This is a genomic window from Leptospiraceae bacterium, assembly GCA_024233835.1.
Lineage (GTDB): Bacteria > Spirochaetota > Leptospiria > Leptospirales > Leptospiraceae > JACKPC01.
This window is the reverse complement of sequence record JACKPC010000001.1, coordinates 1-22,074: the sequence shown is the minus strand read 5'-3', so window position 1 is coordinate 22,074 and position 22,074 is coordinate 1. Positions and strand designations below refer to the sequence as shown.

Annotated in this window: 16 protein-coding genes; 8 read left to right on the top strand and 8 right to left on the bottom strand. The window is 36.4% G+C overall.

What is annotated here, in order from left to right:
• Positions 1-48 precede the first annotated feature (48 nt).
• Positions 49-1,392 (bottom strand): nucleoside:proton symporter, encoded by a 1,344-nt coding sequence (locus H7A25_00080; GenBank protein MCP5498272.1) that lies wholly within the window; start codon positions 1,390-1,392, stop codon positions 49-51.
• Between the two features lie 403 nt (positions 1,393-1,795).
• The gene (locus tag H7A25_00075) at positions 1,796-2,740 is read right to left on the bottom strand and encodes a CHAD domain-containing protein (GenBank protein ID MCP5498271.1); all 945 of its coding nucleotides are present in this window, start codon (positions 2,738-2,740) and stop codon (positions 1,796-1,798) included.
• 189 nt (positions 2,741-2,929) lie between these two features.
• Between H7A25_00075 and H7A25_00070 the strand changes: the two genes are divergently transcribed.
• Entirely contained in the window at positions 2,930-6,079 is a 3,150-nt protein-coding gene (locus H7A25_00070) for a cache domain-containing protein (GenBank protein MCP5498270.1), read from the top strand.
• A gap of 26 nt (positions 6,080-6,105) precedes the next feature.
• Here H7A25_00070 and H7A25_00065 read toward each other — a convergent pair whose 3' ends face one another.
• The 6 genes from H7A25_00065 to H7A25_00040 form a co-directional block, all read right to left on the bottom strand.
• A complete protein-coding gene (locus tag H7A25_00065) occupies positions 6,106-7,896 on the bottom strand; it encodes an ATP-dependent DNA helicase RecQ (GenBank protein MCP5498269.1) in 1,791 nt (596 codons plus the stop codon).
• A 54-nt stretch (positions 7,897-7,950) separates the two neighbouring features.
• Entirely contained in the window at positions 7,951-8,376 is a 426-nt protein-coding gene (locus H7A25_00060; GenBank protein ID MCP5498268.1) for a hypothetical protein, read from the bottom strand.
• A gap of 10 nt (positions 8,377-8,386) precedes the next feature.
• On the bottom strand, positions 8,387-9,931 hold the full coding sequence (locus H7A25_00055) for a phosphate-selective porin O and P domain protein (GenBank protein ID MCP5498267.1): 1,545 nt from the start codon (positions 9,929-9,931) through the stop codon (positions 8,387-8,389).
• Between the two features lie 49 nt (positions 9,932-9,980).
• Positions 9,981-11,087 (bottom strand): hypothetical protein, encoded by a 1,107-nt coding sequence (locus H7A25_00050; protein ID MCP5498266.1) that lies wholly within the window; start codon positions 11,085-11,087, stop codon positions 9,981-9,983.
• Between the two features lie 125 nt (positions 11,088-11,212).
• Positions 11,213-11,686, bottom strand: a complete 474-nt coding sequence (locus H7A25_00045) for a hypothetical protein (GenBank protein ID MCP5498265.1) — start codon at positions 11,684-11,686, stop codon at positions 11,213-11,215.
• A complete protein-coding gene (locus H7A25_00040; protein MCP5498264.1) occupies positions 11,686-13,584 on the bottom strand; it encodes an ABC transporter ATP-binding protein in 1,899 nt (632 codons plus the stop codon). Before H7A25_00040 ends, H7A25_00045 begins: the two co-directional genes overlap by 1 nt.
• 205 nt (positions 13,585-13,789) lie before the next feature.
• Here H7A25_00040 and H7A25_00035 point away from each other — a divergent pair, with 205 nt between their 5' ends.
• The 7 genes from H7A25_00035 (at position 13,790) to H7A25_00005 (ending at position 21,741) form a co-directional block, all read left to right on the top strand.
• On the top strand, positions 13,790-14,149 hold the full coding sequence (locus tag H7A25_00035; protein ID MCP5498263.1) for a MarR family EPS-associated transcriptional regulator: 360 nt from the start codon (positions 13,790-13,792) through the stop codon (positions 14,147-14,149).
• Positions 14,150-14,162: 13 nt separating this feature from the next.
• The gene (locus H7A25_00030) at positions 14,163-15,815 is read left to right on the top strand and encodes a hypothetical protein (GenBank protein ID MCP5498262.1); all 1,653 of its coding nucleotides are present in this window, start codon (positions 14,163-14,165) and stop codon (positions 15,813-15,815) included.
• 6 nt (positions 15,816-15,821) lie between these two features.
• The gene (locus tag H7A25_00025) at positions 15,822-16,643 is read left to right on the top strand and encodes an ABC transporter permease (GenBank protein ID MCP5498261.1); all 822 of its coding nucleotides are present in this window, start codon (positions 15,822-15,824) and stop codon (positions 16,641-16,643) included.
• An 86-nt stretch (positions 16,644-16,729) separates the two neighbouring features.
• Positions 16,730-17,848: a UDP-galactopyranose mutase gene (gene glf / locus H7A25_00020; GenBank protein MCP5498260.1), complete on the top strand. Its 1,119-nt coding sequence runs from the start codon at positions 16,730-16,732 to the stop codon at positions 17,846-17,848.
• A 4-nt stretch (positions 17,849-17,852) separates the two neighbouring features.
• The gene (locus H7A25_00015; protein ID MCP5498259.1) at positions 17,853-19,145 is read left to right on the top strand and encodes an ABC transporter ATP-binding protein; all 1,293 of its coding nucleotides are present in this window, start codon (positions 17,853-17,855) and stop codon (positions 19,143-19,145) included.
• The gene (locus H7A25_00010) at positions 19,146-20,930 is read left to right on the top strand and encodes a class I SAM-dependent methyltransferase (protein MCP5498258.1); all 1,785 of its coding nucleotides are present in this window, start codon (positions 19,146-19,148) and stop codon (positions 20,928-20,930) included.
• 7 nt (positions 20,931-20,937) lie between these two features.
• The gene (locus tag H7A25_00005) at positions 20,938-21,741 is read left to right on the top strand and encodes a hypothetical protein (protein MCP5498257.1); all 804 of its coding nucleotides are present in this window, start codon (positions 20,938-20,940) and stop codon (positions 21,739-21,741) included.
• Positions 21,742-22,074: the final 333 nt, after the last annotated feature.

The window sequence follows — 22,074 nt, the reverse complement described above, 5'->3', positions numbered from 1 at the left end:
GATTGTAAGCGAGCCATTGGTGACTCGCTTGTTATAAGAGAGGAGTTTTTATTTTCCTAAGAGGCCCGGGTTTCCGAATTCATAAAGTCCGGCGATACAACCTGTCATAAAGGTAGCCAGGGTAGCCGCAAAAAGAGCCTTCCAGGTTACACTACTGATGTCTTTCACTCTATCTGGGATCAGGTTGGTTAAACCACCCACAAAAATTCCGACAGATGAGAGACTGGCAAAACCGCAGAGCACATAACTGGTAATCAGCATGGTTCTATCAGATATAATATTGGCATTGTTCATTGCCGGTAAGGCGTTATAGGAAGGAATAGCATTCAGGAAAAAACGCTGTCCGATAAGAACAGATGCTTCCCAGACCTCAGACAAATTAAAAGAGATCCCGGTGAGGAAAGTGAAAGGAAAAAAGATGGCACCAAAAATATAATGTAGAACGGAATATTTTAATGCACCGGAATAGAATATTCCTACAATCCCATTCATTACTACTTTTAACACTTCCACAACGGCCAGCATTCCTATAAGAACGGCTGAAATTCCAACCGCCATTCCTACTCCATCAATCGCACCTTTTATAAAGGAATCCATATAACCCGGTTTAGGAGTTCCATCATCTTTTTCTTCAGGAATGCCACCCATAGTCAGGGGTTTCCCGTCTTCCGGGATGATGATTTTAGCCAGTACAAAACAGGCAGGGATGGTTAAAACAGAGGCTGCCATCAGGTGTCCTGTTATTGAAGGGAAGTTTCTTCGGAGGGCAGCTACATAAACCCCAAGGACAGTAGAGGCAATAGAACCAAAACAACTGGCGAGGATGGCACAGAGCTCCGAGCGGGTCATCCCGGCTAAATAGGGCTTAATGGCGATGGCAGATTCAATTCCTACGAAAATATTCGCTGCACCGGAAAGGGATTCAGCTCCACTGATACGCATGGTCTTTTGAAAGAGAACTGCAAAAACTTTCACAACCGGCTGAATAAGGTTTAATCGATACAGAAGGGAAATCAGGGCCGAAAAGAAAATTACCATGGGAAGAGCCCTGAAGGCGAAAATATAGCCCAGAGGGTAAGAACTTCCATAAAAAACGGCATTGAAGGTTACCGGACTGACAGTTTTAGACTTAATCGTTACAGGCTGATTTAAAGTAATATTCCCTTTTCCGGGATCAACAGAAACCACTACGGTCTTCTCCGGTATCAGGGGACCTTCTACATACATAGCATTATTGCCTTTCACGAAAGCAACCGGATCGTTTCCGAAGCAGTTTGTAAGCTCGGTAGAATTTGGATTTAATTCGCATTTTAAAGTAACTTTTCTGGGAACCAATTTGTCTCCAAATACAAAACGTGCTCCTTCTTCGGAAGCATCGAGTAGTATATTCATTGCGTCATTTACCTTCGAAACAATGTCGCGTGTTACGGGAGCAATAAAAAGTAAAAAGCCAAGTAGTAACTGTAGAGCAATCCCCCATTTGACGATATGCCAGGGCACCGCTCGTTTATTTTCAGAAAAGATCCAGGCCACAAAACAAAGGAAAAATACTCCTATTAAAGAAATGATGTTTAGCCGAATGTCCATATTTTGAATCTTACCCCTCCGTATTCCATGTTTTAAAGTTTTCCTTGGATAGCAAGGAAAACAGAAATTTACCTGACTTTTAAATAAGTTTGCGTTTTGATTATCGGAAGAGAAATGAAAATGGGGGTATAAAAAAGATAGAAATAATTATTTAATCGTAGTAGGCGAGCCACTGATGGCTCGCTGGGTTCCCGGAAAAAATGAGGGTTTATTTTAAATAAAGGATCTCTTGAAATTGCGTGGAAAGATGGTTGTCTTTGCTTTTTTTCCAGAGATTCATGAACTCCATATACAATCTTTCTCTTTCTTTTTCTCTATCTTCGGAAAGAAAAACAAGGCCGGTTTTTAACCTTTCGTAATGGGCCCTCTGTTCATCGTTTTTATTATCCTTCTGCATTTTACGGATAAACTCAGGAAGAGAATCAATCCAGACATCACAATCATGAATACATCCCAATAAGGCTTGAAATTCTTTGGTTGTATCAATATAGCTCTTTATTTTTTCGGGATAAATATCCTGAAATATTTCCAGTTCATAGCGTAAAAATTTAAATAAAATTCTGGTTTCGTGCAGTTCTTTCTTGGCAGAAGGATCATAAAGATAATCTTCTTTTGAGAGAATCTGGTTTAGCAGGGAAAGAATTCTTGCATTTACATTACTCTGTATAAAAATTCTCGCCTGTTCATCGAGGTTGGCTTTTTTATTTTTTAGTTTATTTATATTTCTTAAATTTTTTTTCAGCTTTTTATCTTTTAGCAAATTATCTAAAAAGCGGACAATTTTTTTCTGCTCCTTCTTACGTTTATCTTGTAGATTTAATTGAAGATTTGTAATCCCCGGAATATAGTCTTCTGAAGGAAGTTTAGATTTGAAACGCTCCAAAAATTCGATTTGCACATCATAATCCCTTGCATTTCCGAGGGTTTGGGTTAGCTTCTTGATTTTTTTTCGTGCGATTGTCGCGTCTTTCCCGATTATATCTTCGAATACAATCAAGTTTCTACGCAAACGTCTTGAGGCCACACGCATTCTGTGTACGTATTCGATGTCTTTTGCTTTTTTTACACCCTTGATTTCTTTCAAAATAGCTGTGAACTGAAGAATGATTGCTTTAGCACCAAATACTTGAAAGGTCTGTAGTTCCTTTTCCATCGGTATCCCCCTCATATAAATTATATGAAAAAAGAGAATAGAGAGCAAGCTTCTTTTAGAAAAGAAAGGGAAATGTTGGATATAATGCATGAGCACAGATAGGAGCAAAAGATTTTTTAAGTTTTGAAAATATATTTTGAAAAAAAATAGATTTTTTTTCAAATAAGCAAATAGAATTTGTTAAAATCAATGAGTGTGATTAAAAAAATAAAAGGTGTGTTTCCGAATTATTTTTTCAAAAGTCATTTCCATTCTTTTCGAAAATTTTCTCTTATTAAAAAGATTACACTTGGGAGTTTACTATCTATTATCCTGTTTTCTTTCAGCTTCTTTGCCTTATATCTTCCTATGCTAAAAGATGAAAAACTGGAAGAAAGGAAAAATAAATTAAAAACAACAACGGAAATAATATCCTCTATCCTTTCCATATACGAAAAACAATTACGAAGTCAGGCTTATTTAAAGGATCCTAAATTTCCCCAAAATATAAAAGAAGCTAAAAATGCAGTACTCCGGATATTACGCGACCTGCGTTATAATAAAAATGAATTTTTCTTCATTATAGATGGTAGCGGAAAAATTATTCTACATCCGAGTAAACCTGAAAAGGAAAATATAAGCTATAGGAGTTTATTGGATTCAAAAAGTGGAAAGGAATTTTACGACCTCCTCATTGCAGCTCAAAGGGATACCTATGCTCACCTGGAGTATATGGGACAAACAAAATATTCTTCTATTCATTATGAAAAACAACTATTATTTGCACAATATTACTGGCCCTGGGATTGGATTATTTTAACCCAAATAGAGATAAAAGATATTTATCAATCCATAGAAGAAGCCAGAAATAGTTTTATTATACTGGTTCTTTCTATCAGTTTGTTAAGTTTATTAACTATGTTTGTCTTGAATTATATTATCCTCAAAATTCCCCTATACAATTTATTAAAAGGAATTGAACGTATTAGTCATGGTGATTTGACTTATCAGGTTACCGCAATTTTTAATGATGAATTAGGGAGTATTTCATCTGCTTTTAATATGATGACTCAAAAGAATAAAAGAATACAGGATGAACTGAGTTTTAAAGAACAGGAATATAGAACTTTATTAGATAATTTGAATGTAGGAATTTACAGGAATACAGGTGGAAGGAAAGGTGAATTTTTACAAGCTAATCCGATGATGGCAAAAATGTTTGCCTATGATAGACTTGAAGATTTTATGAAACTCAATGTCTCAGACCTATATGCAAATCCTGAAGAAAGGGCAAGGTTTGTCTCTATGCTTAAAAGAAATGGAGAGTGTAAGGGTTTTGAACTACAGCTAAAACGTAAAGATGGTTCTCTTTTTTGGGCAGCCTTGAATGCCAGGGTTCAATATGATAGCAATGGAGATCTTAAATGGATAGATGGAGCTATTGAAGATATTAGTGAGCTTAAAGAAGCTACAGAAGAGCTTATAAAAATGAGTGAAGAACTGGAAATGAAAGTTTTTGAAAGAACCGAAGAGTTGGCGGAAGCCAAGTCTGAAGTAGAAGCATTAAACCATTTTACCAGGCTTATTAATTCCATCTCTAATCTGGATGCTATTTTTACAGAAATATCCAAGCATGTATATGAAAAGTATCATATACTGGCAAGCTGGCTTTTTTTACCGGATAAGAATGAAAAGAATTTAAATGCTTATAAAGTCTATAGCTACGATAAAGTTCCAGAAGATAAATATAGGAATATGATGAACTTAGAAGTTCCTCTTTCTGAAGAGGGAGGTATTCTGTATTTAACATTCAAACGACAAAAACCTCTATACTTACCTCGAATCCCCAAACCTACATTTAAGGCAGATAAAGGAATCCTTGAAAATCTTACTATGAGGACACTTCTTCTTATCCCCCTTTTAAGCAAGAATAAAACGATAGGAATCTATGGTTTTTCTAATCTTAGAGCTGAGATGAAGCTTTCTAAAAAAGAAATTCGTAGTCTGGACAATTTGTGTAACCAGATTTCCGGTGTTATGGAAACGGCACGTCTTCTGCTGGAAGTAAAGGAGGAGAAAGAGAAAGCATTACTTGCCCAGAAAGAAGCTTTAAGGGCAAAAGAAGAGGTAGAGTTTTTTAATGACTTTTCGCGGATAATTAATTCCTCGAATCATCTGGATGAAATTTTTAAAGAAGCAGCAATGCAGCTATATAGTAGATTGGGAGCTGATGTATTTTTGTTACAATTATTAGATGAGGAGAAACATGAATTGTTTACAAGATGCTTTTCCGGAGAATTAGCAAATGAAACATTGAAGATAGTTTACAATTTTAGAGTATCTTTAAATGACAAATCAGGTTCTTCTTATTTAGTGTATTCTAAAAAGCGAACCTTATATTTAAGAACTTCGACAGCCCCGATGGAAAACCTCTCCAGTTATGATAGAGTTTATGTAGAAAACTTGAATACAACAACAACCTTTCAAATTCCTTTAATTGTAAAGGATAATGTTGTAGGAATTTTTCATGTAAATAAATTAGGCGGACTGAGGAAGCTGAGCAAGGAAGAAATAAAATTTACAGAAAGACTCTGCGAACAGTTAGCCATTGCTGTAAATAATTCCCACCTTTACGAGCTGACAGAGAGAGAACGTCAAAAATCAGAAAAGCTTTTATTGAATATTTTACCAAAAGATGTGGCCAGGGAGTTGAAAGAAAAAGGTGTTTCTGAACCGATATTATTTGATGGTGTAAGTGTAATGTTCACCGATTTTAAAGGTTTTACTAAAATTGCCGAGACCCTTTCACCTAAGGAACTCATAAAAGATTTGGATGCATGTTTTGTACAGTTCGATAAAATATGTGAAAGATTCAATTTAGAAAAATTGAAAACTATAGGTGATAGCTACATGTGTGCCGGAGGAATTCCGAGGAGAAATAAGACTCATGCCCTTGATTGTGTATTAGCTGCCCTTGAAATACAGGATTTTATGAATATGATGAAAAGTTTAAAAGAAGAAATGGGCTTTCCCTACTGGGAACTTCGACTCGGAATTCATTCAGGGCCATTGGTTGCCGGGGTGATTGGAGAAAAGAAGTTTGCTTATGATGTCTGGGGTGATACGGTTAATACGGCCAGCCGCATGGAGTCGAGTGGTACTACGGGGCGTATCAATATTAGCGGAGCTACTTATGACTTAGTAAATGAATTTTTTGATTGTGAATACCGGGGAAAAGTTCCGGCTAAGAATAAAGGTATGGTAAGAATGTTTTATGTAAATGGGCTAAAAGAAGAATACTCACAAGAAGGAGATCATAAAAGACCAAATAGAAAATTTTGGGAAGCTTATGGAATATGAGGATATTTAAATATATTAGGATGTCCTTATGTAAAATTTTTAATAATCTCTAATATATCTTTTCCGTAAGACTCGACTTTTGCATCTCCCATTCCCTGTATGTTTCTTAGTGCTTCCAGGCTATCGGGTTTACTTTTAGAGATACTTTGTAATACTTTATTTTGCAGAACCATGAATTTTTTCCAGCCGAGTTGCTTTGCTTTTTTATCACGGTAGGCACGAAGGCTTGCGAAAAGGGTTTTTTCTCGAACCTGTTTTTGTATCACTGTAGATTCCTCTTTGGTTTTACGCGTCGCAGGAATGATTAATCTCGGATATTTTTTCCCCCTTACCTGTAGCTTATTTTCTTCTAAAAGTTCATCAAATTTCTTTGTAAGATCAATAAGGCTAATATTCTGTAAAGAACCAAAACCCTGTATATTTTGAATATGATATTTTTTAACCCTGATACTTTCTTTCCCTTTTAGAAAATCTGCTATTAGAGTTTTTCCAAATTTTCCGTTAAACGTTTTTACCGTTTCTATCATGAGGTTTTCTTCCTGTTCGGTAAAATTATGCTTATAACTTTCTTTTTTTTGCTCCATTTCTTTTTGGAGAAGAATTCGGCTTTGTTTATTAACCTTATCCCGACAGGTATCGCAGGTTCCGCAGTCTGCAATTTCTTCTTGATCAAAATAATTTGAAATATATTTTTGTCTGCATTCATCTGTAAAAATGTAGTTTTGCAGGTTTTCTAATAAACTTTCTTCTTCTTTTAGATTGATCTTAGAAGATATGAGTTTTTTTTGTACTGAGGTATCTGTATTTCGGAAAAATAAAATACACTGGGACTTTTTCCCATCTCTTCCGGCTCTTCCGCTTTCCTGTAAATAGGCTTCTATAGAAGAAGGTGCCTGAAAGTGGATAACGTATCGAATATCGGGGATATCAATCCCCATGCCGAAAGCAATGCTGGCAACAAGGATGTGGAACTTTCCTTTTGTGAAATTTTCCTGTATCTTCTCCCTCTTCTCCGTATTTTTTCCCGCATGATAAAACTCAGACTTAAAACCCTGTGCCTTTAAAAACTTGTTCACTTCCTCGGTCTTCTTTCTTGTAGCACAGTATATAAGAACTTTTCCCGATTTTGATTCTTGAATTTTATGATGAAGCTTTTCGAAGCGATCTTCTTCCTTTTCGAAAAACTCTACTGAATATACCAAATTACTTCGAAAGGTGCTTTGCCGTATAACTTCTGTATTTTTCATACCGCTAAAATTTATAATTTCTTTTTCTACTTTTTCGGTAGCACTGGCAGTTAGAGAGAGGATTTGGGGCTTCTTTTTTAGGCCTTGAACAAACTCCCTGATTCTTCTGTATTCAGGACGGAAATCATGTCCCCAGCGGGATATACAATGCGCTTCATCTACTACCAGAAGTTGAATATCCATTTCCCTGGACATCCTAATAAAATATGGATTTAACAGTCGTTCGGGGGATAGAAATAAAGCTTTGAGTTTTCCGGTCACAGCACGGCTTAAAGCTTTCATTTGTTCAAGTTCATCTATACTGGAATTATAAACCGCATTTTCTATGCCAAGCTTACTAAGATGTTCTGACTGATCTTTCATCAGGGCGATCAGGGGAGATATAATAAGAGTGATTCCTAATTTTCGAATTAGACTGGGATACTGGTAGAGTAGAGATTTTCCGGCACCTGTTGGAAAAATGGCCAGAACATCTCTCCCGGAAAAAAGTGCATCCAGTGCTTCTTTTTGACCGGGAAGAAATGATTTGTAAGAAAACTTTTCCTGTAAAGTATGAAGCTCGGCCTGCATAAATGCAAGTTCGTTTTCCTGCCTTTTTTTGAAAAGCTTTCTTTATTCTTTATTTTATTTAAAACCGAGTTCAGTCGATGCTTTAGAGGAACAGGTTTTTGTATTGAAACCACAGCGGTAGGTGCTCATTTGGAACCCTTCTTTAGATTTACTGATGATTCCACCGGAAAATCCTAAGTCCGCACAGCTTTTTTTGGAACGACCTGTTTTATAAGTATCTATATTACCCTTGCTGTTAAAATGTAAGGAATAGTAATCATAAGCAGATATTCCGTAAAATGTATCCTGGCATTCTCCGGTGAAATTATTCCAGCCCTGCACTTCCATCGTTAAAATGGATTTGTATAAAGCCTTATCTTCGGTTGTAGTTGTGTCTTTATTTTCTAATAGAGCCAGAAGTAAACCTGTTGCCTCAGGTTCTTTTTTACCGGCACAGAAAGAAAGGTTGAATAAGAGTATTAGAATTAATAAATATTTCATGTGTTTCTCCTTATTTATCCAGTTTTACATTTAGATCAATATTCATATTCATTTGAAAGTAGATCATGTTATTGTTTGCATCGATTGGCTGTCGGCTTACATAATCCGTTTTTAATTTATCTTTCAAGATCTGGTAAAATAGTTGGACTTTGAAATTATTTTCTTTTAAGTAAAGGTTTATACCGGCCCAGTAGGATTTAAACCTTTCAAAACTTTCTGTTTTTAAATTGCGATCAAAATCTCCCCTGAGGTAATCGTATCTTACAACCGGCATAACATGATAGTCTCCTACAGGTAGATTATATCCAAGTGTAGTCTGGTAAGTTTTGGTGTCCTTTGCTGCCGAACCGCTGAAGTAGGTGTAAGCTCCGGAAAGATAAAGTCCTTTCCAGACAGCAGTCATATCATAAGTATGTGCATTTAAACCATATTGAGGAGTAAAGGGGTTGGTTGCACCGGTGCTGAAATCATAACCTGCATTGGCATTCATAACATCATAATTGCCACCTGTTGCACTTGTCTGGGGGCTTAGAAGAGATATGCTATTTACTCCTTTCGTATGAGGATTATAGCCGTTTACATATCGTAGTTCTCGGTTTGTAACTCCGGCCATTCCGAGGGAAACTTTTAGATTTCTTTGAAATACATCATTTCCTTCGTCCCAATCGGCTTCTTTGCCATTTACAATCATGCCACCGAAAGGATTGACTTCTACTCTCCAGCTTAGCATGGGAGAAATGAACATGGGGTCTTTCCCTGAATGAGTTTCCGTGAGGGCTCTCTGTCTACCTATGCCCTCGTGGCCGGCACCTTTACCGTTGGTATAAGAAAAGGAGAAAAGCATGTAGTGGGTGAGTTTCTCTGATATTAAAGAAAGAGGATGCGTATGAACAAAACCTCCAATATCAAACTGTTGGATGAAGTTACTTACAAAAGCTCGTTCTACTACAACGAGGTTCACAGAACTCCCCCATTCCCGTAAGAAAGGATGTTTGGCCATACCAAATTTCACTTTCGTTTTCATTAAGGGAACATTGAACCAGAAGTTAGCTTCCTGGAGACCTCCCCGGCTGTCTTTTACTTTTTCTGAGGTTACCGCCCCTGAGGAATTTTTCGATTCTACGAGATAAGGTGGATTGATTAAGTTTTCAATACGAATGTGTACCTGGGCTCCCCACCATTTGTCTCCGTTATATTTAAAACCGAACCGAACCCGGCGAAAGTTCATATCAAAGGAATTATAATCTCTGTGTCCGTTAGAAAAATCGGAGTCTTTCTGGGCTGAAATTCCTCTCACCTGTAATCTTCCCGAAATAGTGAGTTTTTCATTACTGGGTTTCTTTACTTCTTTGGCCTTATCTTTTACTTCTTCTGCACCTATTTTCTTCCTTCCGGGACCGGGTTTGGTGTAGACAAGCCCCGTTATGGGGTCTTCATATAACTCGATTTCTTCTGCAAAGAGAGAAGGAGCTGAACCAATGCAGAGAATTATTAACAATTTTGTAACCAAAACATTAAACTTTCTTAATGTTTTATCTATAGCTTGATAATCCATACGAAACAATCCTTTATGCTAAGCCTTGCCGGGCTTAGCTTTTTTAATTTTAGGCTGATTTTTCTACCTGCATTTCTAAGTGGAGAAGGGCAGGTTTTTGAGGTTTGGGAAATAGTTTTTCCGATAGCACATAAATGGAAATACTGATAATAATTCCCAATGCAGCTAAAAACACATCTTTACTTACTTTTTTAAATGTATCGAGATAAGGAGTATCTCTTTTGGTAATCAGGTGAAGGATAATTTCTCTACCTGCAAGCAAGCCTAAGAAAACCCAGGTAGTAGACATTGGCATTTTACTCCAGACCTGAAAAAGAAGAAGAATGACCCCATAGATAAGATCTACGATTGTAGCAGCCTTGGCTGTATTTATATCAGATTTTTCACTTACGATTTCCTGGATTCTTCCACCATTGGATTTCATGATAATTCCGAGGGCGAAAACCAGAATTCCGAGGGCCAAAAAAAGTTCTATTGGATTCATTTTCCTGGGAAGAAAAACGGCAATATTTGCGGTATCCTGTAAAAGCCAGGTTATCCAGAGAAAGCAGGTAGAGATCCATTGCATTACAGACCAGCGTTTTTCAGATTCCGGATCCGGGGTAAAACCTTCTTCGTATTCATGTTTTTGGAACATGCAAAATATTCCGAAAAGCACAAGTGCAGAGGTAAAGGCAAGTGCATATCCAACAAAAGACTTAATTAGCATTTTCTCAATATTCTTTCCTCCGAATAAACCGAGGATAAGAAATGTGGTGGATACGGGTGCTTTCATCCTTGTGATGATAACGAGGATAACCGGGGCTAAAAGCTGGATAATGTTGAAATCTTGCGTTTCTTCAAAGGAATCTAAACGATGAAAATGGATCTGGCCATTATCCCGTGACCATCCGTACATGTGTACAAGAACAAGGATTAGACCGAAAATCAATGTTTTTAATAACCAACTGATTTCTTTCTTACTTTCGAGAAAGGTTCCAATGGTTTGAATGGCGTCGTTACCGGCCACTGAAAAGGCAGATATAGCAAAGGCTATCCAGCCGAGATAATACAGGGGAAGCTGCATTATGTACCCGATAATAATAACCAGGGTAGCTACCACTACGGGTGTGTAAAACCTTACTTGTTCACGGAATTCCGTGTTTTTACTCTCCATAAACTTCTCTCTTTCAAAACGTATGAAAAAGTAATAAAATAGGAATGTTACGTTTGTGTTACGGTATAATTACCTTTCAGGGAATTTTTACGGAAATGTAACCAAAAATTCGGTTTATTACGATTTCATTTCGAAAGATAAGGGAAGCTTTTTAGTAGAATTTCGAGCTTTTTCTCATCTTTCACCTGAATTTCCATGAGCCAGTCTGACTTTGTCCAGGCATAAAAAAAGCTACCATCCTTAGTTCGGGCTGAGACCTGTCTTTCTCCCCCCTCTTTTTTAAGTCCTGTTTTGCCTTTAGTCTTATAGAGCGGAAAGATTATTTGTTCGAGATAAGATTTCGGGCTGAAAGACTCTTGTTTCACAAATAGGATGATGCGGATGATATAATCTGTTTCTCCATAAATACCTTCGAAGCCGGAAAGACCGAAAGGCAGGGATAGTTTTTTTAGAAGCGGTTTGTGCTTTTCTATACTTTTGGGGAATACATCTATAACTTTTGCCTTTTTCTCAGGAGTGGGGAAGTTTGTATTGAATTCTTTTTCACAGGCGACGAGAAAGAAGAGAAATATAAAAAAAGGGGTTAGAAAATTTTTCACTAAACCTGTACCTCCGCTCCGGCAAATTGATTTTCATAAAGACGGGCATAGATACCATTCTGTGCTAAAAGCATATCGTGGTCTCCAATTTCTGCAATCTGACCTTTATCGAGCACGACGATTTTTTTGATTTTACGAATCGTGGAAAGCCTGTGAGCAATCACAAAAGTAGTACGGTTTTCGAATAAACGATCTAAGGCCCTTGTAACTAACTTTTCTGATTGGGAGTCCAAAGCACTGGTCGCTTCATCGAGAATGAGAATTTCCGGGTTGCGAAGCAGGGTTCTGGCTATTACGAGCCTTTGTCTCTGACCGCCGGATAGGTTCAGACCTCTTATTCCTAACATACTATCATAGTCGTTTTCCATTTCCATGATAAAATCATGAGCATTGGCAAGTCTTGCTGCTCTCATTATTTCCTTGCGGGTGGAATGGGGTCTTCCATAAGCTATATTTTCTTCCACCGTTCCGTGAAATAAGAAGATGTCCTGGGTTACAACACCGATATGTTTTCTGAGTTGGGAGATGTCCAGCTCTTCGATATTGACTCCGTCTATTTCGATAGCACCGGAATTGGGTGTATAAAAACGTGGTATTAAGTCCATCAGGGTAGATTTTCCACTACCGCTCAAACCTACAAGAGCTATTGTTTCCCCAACTTTTACTTCGAGGTTTATGCCTTTGAGCACTTCCTGGTTGGAACCCGGATAAGTAAAATGCAAATCTCGAAATACGATGGAATCTTTTAGGCCATTCAGAGAGATGTGGTGCTTTCCTTCTTTTACTTCTGATTCCATGTCCAAAATCTCAAATACTCTTTCCCCTGCAATACTGGCCTGGGCAACTTTTCCTACCATCTGGGAAAGCTGGGTTAAGGGTCGTAATAAAAACATCAGGGTAAGTAAGAAGGCCATGAATTCTCCCTGGGTGAAACGACCATTAAAGATCAATTTGGCTCCAAAGGCAAAAAAGAAAAGTACGATTACCGAAGAAGTCAGTTCCACGAGGTTTGGAGCCATTTGTAAGTAAAATTGCCCTTTGAAGCTTCTGTAGGAGACTTTATCATTGATTTCCTGGAATTTTCCCAGTTCTTCTTTTTCGGTAACAAAGGAGCGTATGATCTTTATCCCGGAAATCATTTCCTGTATGTTTCCGTTCAGGTCGGCCATTCGTTCCTGGTATTTTTTGGTAGACTTGGTAATTTTATGGGTAAAAAGAGTTACGGGGTAAATAATGATCGGTACAGTGATAAGGGCTAACAATAGTAATTCAGCATTCAAATAGAGTAAAACAAAGAGGTGGGTAATAACATAAAAAAAGTTAACGGTAGCATCCCTTAAATTACTGGAAATGACAGCAGCCACTACTTCTATATCATTTATCATCCGACTCATGACCATCCCGCTTTTTTCTTTGTAGAAGTAGTTCAGGGGAAGACTTTGAACTTTGTCAAATAACTCCTGTCGTATATCACTCACCGCCGTATAGCCTGTGCTGGCAATAAAGTAAACCGAGAGGAGGTAGGTAAAGAGTTTTAAGAGATAAAGTGGAATGATAAGCTTGCAGATGGCCCAGATGACTTCTAAAGGTTCCATATTCTTTGTTTGTCGGTTTACCCAGAACTTGGCTCTGATAATCTGTTTCTGTATCCTTTGAAGACCATCCAGAGAATCTTTTCCGAAAATCTGCTCTTTGTAGAGGATGATTTTCTCCGGTCCGGTAAGTTCAAATTGAAAACGATATTTTTTCTCAGCACCGAGGGAATCAAAAAGGGGAATGAGAGCAGTGATAGAAGAAGCATTCAAAAGCGCGGTAAGGAGTGCAAAGAGAACACCGGCTAAGATTTTCGCTCGATATCGTAAAGAATAAGCTAAAAGACGTCTGAAGGTTTTAAGCATGAATTATGATTCCTTTCGGTCAGGATTCAAGACTCTGAAATTGAGAGATTCTGTCAAGAAAAGAGCAGGTACTTTTCAAACAGAGCGCCGGTCTTTTAAATTCACCCTGAAAAAGATAAGTTCTTGACATGTTTAGTGTTCAAAAAAAACTGAACTTTGAACGGTCACTGGGACTTACCCGGCGAAGCTGTGTCTTTCAATTAATATGGATGATACAATCCGCAGAAAAATTTTAAATCTTTTGCACCAGAACCCTGAAATAAGTCAGAGAGAATTAGCTGAAAAACTGGGAATCAGTCTCGGTAAGGTGAACTATTGCCTGAAATCAGTGATACAAAAGGGCTGGGTGAAAGTAAATAACTTTCGCAATAGCCAGAATAAAACTGCTTATTCCTATATCCTGACTCCGGGGGGGATTGAGCTTAAAGCCAGACTTACCATTGATTATATTCGTATAAAAATGCAGGAATACGAAGATATCAAAAAAGAACTTGAGGAACTGGTAGAAGACGCTAAAAATCAGCAGATCGAAATCGATGAGTTAATAGAATTTGAAAGTGTTTAACACTACACGGTATATGTTGCTTTTTAGAAATTTAAGAAGAAAGAGTATTTACTTATCTTTCTTTTTAGGTTTTGCTTTATTAGGTATTTATATATCGTTTGAACCCACGTTTTCCTCTAATTTTCAAAATCTACAGACCGATCCGGGGGATACGAGAATTGTTCACTATTTTATGGAACATTCGTATCGTTTTATTTTTAGTGAGTCCTATCAATTTGAGTTATGGTCTCCGGGGTTTTATTATCCATTTCGAAATGCTTTAGCTCTTTCTGAGAACTTATTGGGGGCAGCACCTTTTTATTGGGCACTTCGATTTTTTTTGGAACCGAGCCTATCTTATCAGTTCTGGCTATGCTTCATATTTTTATTGAATTATCTTTCGATGTTTAGTTTATTGAGATATTTTAATATACGAAATATATTTGTTTTGATAATGTTTTCTTATTTATTTGCTTTTAATCTTCCGAGATTAATTCAGATAGGGCATCAGCATTTAATGCCGCAGTTTTATACTCCCCTGTCTTTTCTCTTCTTATTCAGGTTTTTTGATTATGATAAGATAAGGTATTTTTATGCTTTTCTGATATTTGCTTACCTTCAGTTTTTGGCGAGTATATACCTCGGCTGGTTTTTACTGCTTGCCCTTTTTATAATGATACCTCTGCTATTTATTTCTCGGAAATATAGATTGGTTTTTATGCGTAATCTTTTTTCAAAGAAATTGGCTTATATCTTATTGAGTATTGGATGTTTTGGCATTATGATGTTCTTAACATTTAAGCCTTACCTCGAAATAAATAAGTTAGTAGGAGGAAGAAATTTTTTTGAAGTAGAATTCATGCTTCCCCGCTTAAGCTCCTATTTTTTCTTTCCAAAGGAGCATCTGTTTTATTCCGGATTTTTTAATACTATTTTGAACAGTTTTGATAAAAATCATTTATTAGCAGAACACTATATGTTCCCGGGCCTGTTTTTATATGTAAGTGCTTTACTTTCAGTAGGAATGTTGTGCAAAAAGAATTTTTATTTAAAGAAAGAGAAAACACTAATAAAGATTTTTCTCCTACTTTATTTTATGATTTTTCTATTTAGCTTAAAAGTGGGAAAATTTAGTCTATGGAAATTAATTCATTCTAATTTTCCCGGAGGGAAAGGGATTCGAGCCGTAACCAGAATTCATTTGATAATGAACTTTTTTCTTGTTATAAGTTCTGCCTTATTATTGAATCGGATTTTCAAAAATATTACTATTTCTTATGCTCTTCCCCTCTTTCTTCTTTTATTCAGTTTTATTATTTTAGAGAGTTATTATAAATCTCCTTCTTTTCCCATAAAGCCTGTAGAACTTAGAATTTCAAGACTTGTTGAGAGGATAGAAAAATATTCCTGCCAGATAAGTTATTTGAAAGTAGAAAATAGTTATATAGATGAGATTGATGCTATGTGGGCCGGACTTCGGACAAATACAAGGGTAGTGAATGGATATTCGGGTGGAGTTCCTCCGTATTATATTAATGCTTTACAGGTTTCGAGCATAAACAAAGTACTTAGTTGGATTTTTTTTAAGGCTCACAAAAACGAAGTAAATGGAAAAAATTTCTGCTATCTTGCTAAAGAAAATGATTCTTATCAATTAGTTTATTCTCAAAAAATTTATTTAAAATAACAATTCATGAGTAAGCTTATATATTTATTTAAACAATTTCTATTCTTTTTTGTCGACCTATATCGAAGTAGAATTCTCATTTTATCTCTTGCCAGGCAGGACTTCAAGCAGAGATTTTTGGGAAACTATTTTGGAATTCTCTGGGCTTTTGCCGGGCCTTTAATCAATGTCTTGATTATGTGGTTTGTATTCCAGGTAGGTTTTCGGGCCAGTAAGGTAGAAGAGTATCCCTTTGTATTATGGCTTATGTCCGGAATGTTTCCCTGGTTTTTTATTTCGGAAGCCATTATGACCGGGAGTAATTCAATATTAGATAAACCGTATCTTGTGAAAAAAGTAGTGTTTCGGGTAAGCACCTTACCTATTATTAAACTTCTGGTGGCTCAATTTTTACACCTGTTTTTTCTTTGTATTCTCTTCGGAATGTTTATCGGTTATGGATATTATCCGGGACTGCACGCCATTCAAATTCTATACTATGTATTAGCCATATCTTTTTTGAGTCTGGGGCTTAGCTGGGCTACTTCGGCAGTAGTTGTTTTTTTTCGAGATCTCGGACAGGTAATCGCTATTGCCCTACAATTTGGTTTCTGGTTGACTCCAATTTTTTGGCCTATAAAAATGGTTCCCGAAAAATATCTTTTCTTTATCAAGCTAAATCCGGCTTTTTATATTGTGGAAGGTTACAGAGATGCTCTTTTGTATCAACACTGGTTCTGGGAAAAGCCTTTTTTAACACTTTATTTCTGGGGCTTTGTTTCTGTTTGTTTTTTTGGTGGAGCTTTCCTCTTTCGAAGACTCAGACCCCATTTTGCAGATGTATTATGAAGCTTTCCAATAATAGAATTGCATCTAAAGATATGAAAAAAAATAGAAGAAGTATTGTTATAGTCCAGAAAGAGATGAGGTGATAAATGAAAAAATATTTGGTAGTAGGTGCGGGGTTTTCCGGTGCGGTGCTTGCAAACACACTGGCCAGGGAATTAGATTGTAAAGTTATTGTATTGGATGAAAGAAATCATATTGCAGGAAATTGCCATACAGAAAGAGAAGTTGAAACTGGCGTTATGGTGCATAAATACGGTCCGCATATTTTCCATACCAGTAATAAAGAAGTCTGGGATTATGTGAATTCTTTTGTGAAGTTTATACCTTTTATAAACCGAGTAAAAGCAGTGTATCAAAAACAAGTTTATTCTCTTCCTATAAATCTTCATACTATCAACCAGTTTTTTGGCCTTTCTTTGGATCCTAAGGAAGCAAGAGAGTTTATTGAAAAAAAAGGGGATGTGAGTATCGAAGAAGCGAAAACCTTTGAAGAACAGGCCAAGAAGTTTGTGGGAGAAGAGTTATACCGGGCTTTCTTTTATGGTTATACAAGAAAACAATGGGGTTGCGAACCCAAAGAACTTCCGGCTTCTATTCTAAAACGCTTACCTGTCCGTTTTAATTACGATGACAATTATTATAATGATGTTTACCAGGGAATTCCGGAAGAAGGATATACAGCGATAGTTGAAAAAATGTTAAATCATTCAAATATAGAGGTACACTTAAATACGAAATTCAGCCCTGATAATGAAAAGTATAAAGACTATGATCATGTGTTTTACACCGGTCCTGTTGATGCTTTTTTTAAATATAAACATGGGAAGTTGCGTTATAGAACGGTTTATTTCAAGCGCTATGAAGCTTTAGGCGATTACCAGGGAAACGCGGTGATTAATTATGCTGATGAAACAATTCCCTATACAAGGGTACATGAGCATAAGCATTTTACGCCCTGGGAAACACATGAAAAGACAGTATACTTTGAAGAATATAGCAAAGCTACCGAAGAAAACGATACTCCTTATTACCCTATCCGCTTGAAAGAAGATATGGATAAGTATGAGCTCTATGAAAAGGAAGTATACGCATTAAAAGATTTTACCTTTTTAGGAAGGCTTGCTACATATCGTTATATGGACATGCACCATGTTATTGATGAAGCTTTGCAGATAGCAAAAGAGTTTGTGAGAAAATGTTTATAATTTTATGATTGCCATTTCAGCAAAAAATATTAGAAAAATTTATCCTCTTTATAAGAAACCCATTGACCGGCTAAAAGAGACTCTACATCCGCTCCGAAAAACGTATCATACAAAATTTAACGCTCTTCAGGATATAAACTTTGAGATAAAAAAAGGAGATACGGTTGGAATTCTCGGACAAAATGGAAGCGGAAAGTCCACCTTACTTAAAATTATTACGGGTGTTTTGACTCAGACTTCCGGAACTCTTAGTGTAAATGGAACCATATCTTCACTCTTAGAATTAGGTACCGGATTTAATCCGGAACTAAATGGAATGGAGAATATTTATTTTTATGGAGCTATTCAGGGCTTATATAAAGAGCAAATTGAAGAAAGGGTTGAGAGTATCTGTTCTTTTGCTGATATTGGAGATTTTATCTATCAACCTGTCAAATCTTATTCGAGTGGTATGTTTGTGCGTCTTGCTTTTGCCTGTGCTATACATGTAGAACCGGATATACTGATCATTGATGAAGCCTTATCAGTAGGCGATGCCAAATTTCAGGCCAAGTGCTTTTCGAAATTGTCCAAACTTATGAAGGCCGGTGTTACCATTTTATTTGTAAGTCATTCTACCGAACAAATTATTACTCATTGCAATCATGCCATTCTTTTAGAGAAAGGAAGAATATATACGTCCGGAGAGCCGAAAACAGTAGTCAATACCTATCTTGACTTACTCTTTGGAAAGAAAAAGGATACGAAAACTAAAAAACTCAAAAATATAAAGGAAGATGATAAGTCAGAAAAGAGTACCTTTACAGAAGACTTAAATTCTCAGTTCGAAAAACGTCCTTATTATAATCCGTCTGAATATCGATGGGGAGATAGAGAAGCGGAGATTATTGATTTTGTAGCGTATCAGGATGATAGATTATTTCCCTCGGCTATGCAGGCTGGCATACCTTTTTTTCTGAAATTTCGATTTGTAGCAAAGAGAGATCTTAAAAATGTTATATTCGGATTTGCTGTTAAAACCAAAGAAGGTATTACGGTATATAATACAAATTCAGACATGCAAGGTTTGAAAAGTCTGGAGCTTCTTTCAATTGGAGAAGAACGAATATTAGAAATTAGTATGCCTATTAAATTATTTACAGGAGATTATTTCCTTTCTCTCGGCTTGGTTTCTAAGAATGAAGAACAAGAAATAATTCCTCATGATAGGCGATATGACTCTATTCATATAGTTGTTGAGCCTGTTACGCATTTTTTCGGATTAGTTGATCTGGATATGGAGATGAAAGTATATTAAATGTTAGAACTATTACAAACGAGTGAATTTCTTCAGGACCCGGAAACCGGGATCTGGACACTAAAAGAACTTAAGAGATTTGATTATAGTGATGGAGATGAAAACGAAAATTACCTTTTAGAAGTTTTGCAAAATGCGAAAGATAAAAGTATTTATTCTGAAGAACTGAGAAAATCCATTAAAGATTGGCCGAGTCTTTATCACTTGAGTCGAAGAAGATCCAATTTGCTTCGTCCCTTTGAAGAAATACTAAAGAATAAAAAAATATTAGAAATCGGCTGTGGATGCGGAGCCATTACTCGGTATATTGGAGAACTTGGTGCGGAGGTTTATTCTATAGAAGGTAGTTTCCGAAGAGCTAAAAGTGCCAGAGAGAGATGCAAAGAGCTATCTAATGTAACGATTATATGCGGAAGTAGTGATAAACTTCCTGAATATGGAGAATTTGATGTAGTTCTATTAATTGGTGTATTAGAATATTCTCCGAAATTTTTAGGCCCTGAAGGTCCCGAACTTCTATTAAAATCCATATACCGGCAGTTGAAACCTGAAGGACTATTGATTTTAGCTATAGAAAACCAACTTGGACTTAAATACTTTGCCGGTTATCCTGAGGATCATGCAGGAATTCCTATGTATGGAATTAATAATTCTTATACTGAAGGAGAATTTGTTACTTTCGGAAGAAAAGTATTGGAAGATTTACTTCTTGATGCAGGTTTTGATACTTTAGAGCAGTATATTCCCTTACCGGATTACAAATTACCCGTATCTATAGTAACACCTCTCGGCTGGCAAAAATATCCGGACGAAATGTGTAGCCTCGCGTTAGAGTCTGTAAAAGAAGATGCACAGAGAAGTCCTTACTCTTTTCTTTCATTAGAGAATGCCTATATACCGGTGTGGAAGAATGGCCTGGCTCAGGACTTAGCCAATTCTTTTCTGTTTTCCTGTTACAAAGGAGAAAAATCGGAGTTTTCAAATATTCTGGCTTATTATTTTTCCGATGCGAGAAAAATAGATTATCTGAAGCGATTAGAGTTTCTTGAAGATGAAGGAGTTGTCATCAAAGCCTATCATGGAAATTCAAGCAGTATAGAAGAGTTTATACAGGGAGAATCGTATTTTAAAAAACTCTTAAATATCCTGAATCGACCGGGTTGGTCTATCGAAGAAATTGTATCCTGGACAAAAGTCTGGTATGATGCTCTGCTAAAAGAACTGGGATTGTCGGAAAACATTACACTTACAGCAGCTGTTGAAAGTAAATACTGGGATGCTACACCATTTAATGCGATCCTTGATGAGAAGGGAGATTTGTGTTTCTTTGATCTGGAATGGACCGGTTTGAAACAAATTGATTTAGGTTTAGTGCTCTGGCATGGGTTATTTATTAGCTTTATACGGGTTACTGATGTTTCTTCTCCTGTGCAGGGGCAGAGTCTGAATGTGTTAGAAATTATATATCGGATAATGTTATACCTTGGTTTTGATTTAAGTAAAGAAAGTTTGTTAGAGTATGAAAAAAGAGATAGGCAGATCATTTCTGACTTAAGTGGAATAGATGAGCCTGAAGAGCATATATTGTATGTAAAGAATCGTTGTTTAAGAGAGCGAATTTTACCTGAACAGGCAGAGCAAAAGCTATTGCAAAAAGAACAGGAACTTAGACAAAAAGAAGAAGAACTTAGACAAAAAGAGGAAGAACTTAAAGCTGTTTATTCTTCAAATAGCTGGAAAGTAACGGAACCTGTAAGACATATTATAAAAATTATAAAAAAGTAGGATGAAAATGCAACAATTACCTCCACAATCTACAGCACCTTATTGGGTAGAAGATGAAATATCACTGGTCGATCTGGCCAAGATCTTCGTAAAAAGACGAAAATGGTTTTATATTGGTAATTTATCTGTCTTTTTACTGGGGATGGCTTTTTCCTTAACAAGACCAAAAATCATAGAGTACCGTTCCTTTTACCAACTACCCACGGAAAGTAGAGAGGGGAAGGTAGCTACCATGGAACCTGTGTCAATCGTATCGGATAAGTTTGAGTCTCTTTATATAAAGCAGTATATAAATGGATATAAGAAGAAACATAATACTACGAAGTTTCCTTTTATTATAAAACCTGAATTCGAAAAAGATAGTAACTATATTAGTATTTTAAGTAAAGCTGCGGAAGCGAAAAGAGAGGAAGTCAAAGTGATTCATAAGGAACTGCTGAGTTTTCTTTCCAGTAATCAAGAAAAACTATATACAAGCAGGAAGGATTATTACACGAAACAAATCGAAAAATTGAACCAGGAACTTAAAGAGGTTGAAAAGGCCAGTAAGAATGCAACATCAAAAGAGTTAATGAGTAGTTACCAGAACCGAATTTCTTCTCTTGGAGAAAGGGTTCTAAAATTGGAAGAGGAATCCTCTTTCTTGAAATCCGGACAGCTTCTGGGCCTGGCGGAAGAAACAGAAGAAAAAGATAAGAGGGTTCTATATGTGGCTGTTTCTTTGATTGCAAGTCTTATCATTGGCTTTGTTCTGGTCTTTATAGCTGAGTTTATATCCCAGGTAAAAAAAGCCCTGGATGAGGAAATGTAGATATAAAAGAATTGACACTAAAGGTTTGTTCAAAATATAGTAAGAATTGAACGTAAGGTTTTTAAGCTTTATGGGACTCACCCGGCGAAGCTATGTCCTGAAATGAAAGAGTTTAATATAACTGGTAATTTCATGTGTAACATTCCATTTAAAGAATATTCAATAGTCTGAATTTTCTAATAAATTGACTCTGATAATTTAGTAAAACAACTCGCTATTTTTATTAAAAAATATTCTATAAGAAAAATAATCTTTTGAGTAGCTATTGATTATTTGGAAAAAGAAAAAATATATTTATTAGTTTTTATTTTTTACCGGGATAAAAGGTATTCT

Coding starts and splice junctions, on each gene's coding strand:
- H7A25_00060 (MCP5498268.1), bottom strand. CDS start 8,376: ATGAAATATTTATTAATTCTAATACTCTTATTCAACCTTTCTTTCTGT.
- H7A25_00075 (MCP5498271.1), bottom strand. CDS start 2,740: ATGGAAAAGGAACTACAGACCTTTCAAGTATTTGGTGCTAAAGCAATC.
- H7A25_00025 (MCP5498261.1), top strand. CDS start 15,822: ATGAGTAAGCTTATATATTTATTTAAACAATTTCTATTCTTTTTTGTC.
- H7A25_00070 (MCP5498270.1), top strand. CDS start 2,930: ATGAGTGTGATTAAAAAAATAAAAGGTGTGTTTCCGAATTATTTTTTC.
- H7A25_00010 (MCP5498258.1), top strand. CDS start 19,146: ATGTTAGAACTATTACAAACGAGTGAATTTCTTCAGGACCCGGAAACC.
- H7A25_00055 (MCP5498267.1), bottom strand. CDS start 9,931: ATGGATTATCAAGCTATAGATAAAACATTAAGAAAGTTTAATGTTTTG.
- H7A25_00030 (MCP5498262.1), top strand. CDS start 14,163: ATGTTGCTTTTTAGAAATTTAAGAAGAAAGAGTATTTACTTATCTTTC.
- H7A25_00050 (MCP5498266.1), bottom strand. CDS start 11,087: ATGGAGAGTAAAAACACGGAATTCCGTGAACAAGTAAGGTTTTACACA.
- H7A25_00015 (MCP5498259.1), top strand. CDS start 17,853: ATGATTGCCATTTCAGCAAAAAATATTAGAAAAATTTATCCTCTTTAT.
- H7A25_00035 (MCP5498263.1), top strand. CDS start 13,790: ATGGATGATACAATCCGCAGAAAAATTTTAAATCTTTTGCACCAGAAC.
- H7A25_00080 (MCP5498272.1), bottom strand. CDS start 1,392: ATGAATATACTACTCGATGCTTCCGAAGAAGGAGCACGTTTTGTATTT.
- glf (MCP5498260.1), top strand. CDS start 16,730: ATGAAAAAATATTTGGTAGTAGGTGCGGGGTTTTCCGGTGCGGTGCTT.
- H7A25_00065 (MCP5498269.1), bottom strand. CDS start 7,896: ATGCAGGCCGAGCTTCATACTTTACAGGAAAAGTTTTCTTACAAATCA.
- H7A25_00005 (MCP5498257.1), top strand. CDS start 20,938: ATGCAACAATTACCTCCACAATCTACAGCACCTTATTGGGTAGAAGAT.
- H7A25_00040 (MCP5498264.1), bottom strand. CDS start 13,584: ATGCTTAAAACCTTCAGACGTCTTTTAGCTTATTCTTTACGATATCGA.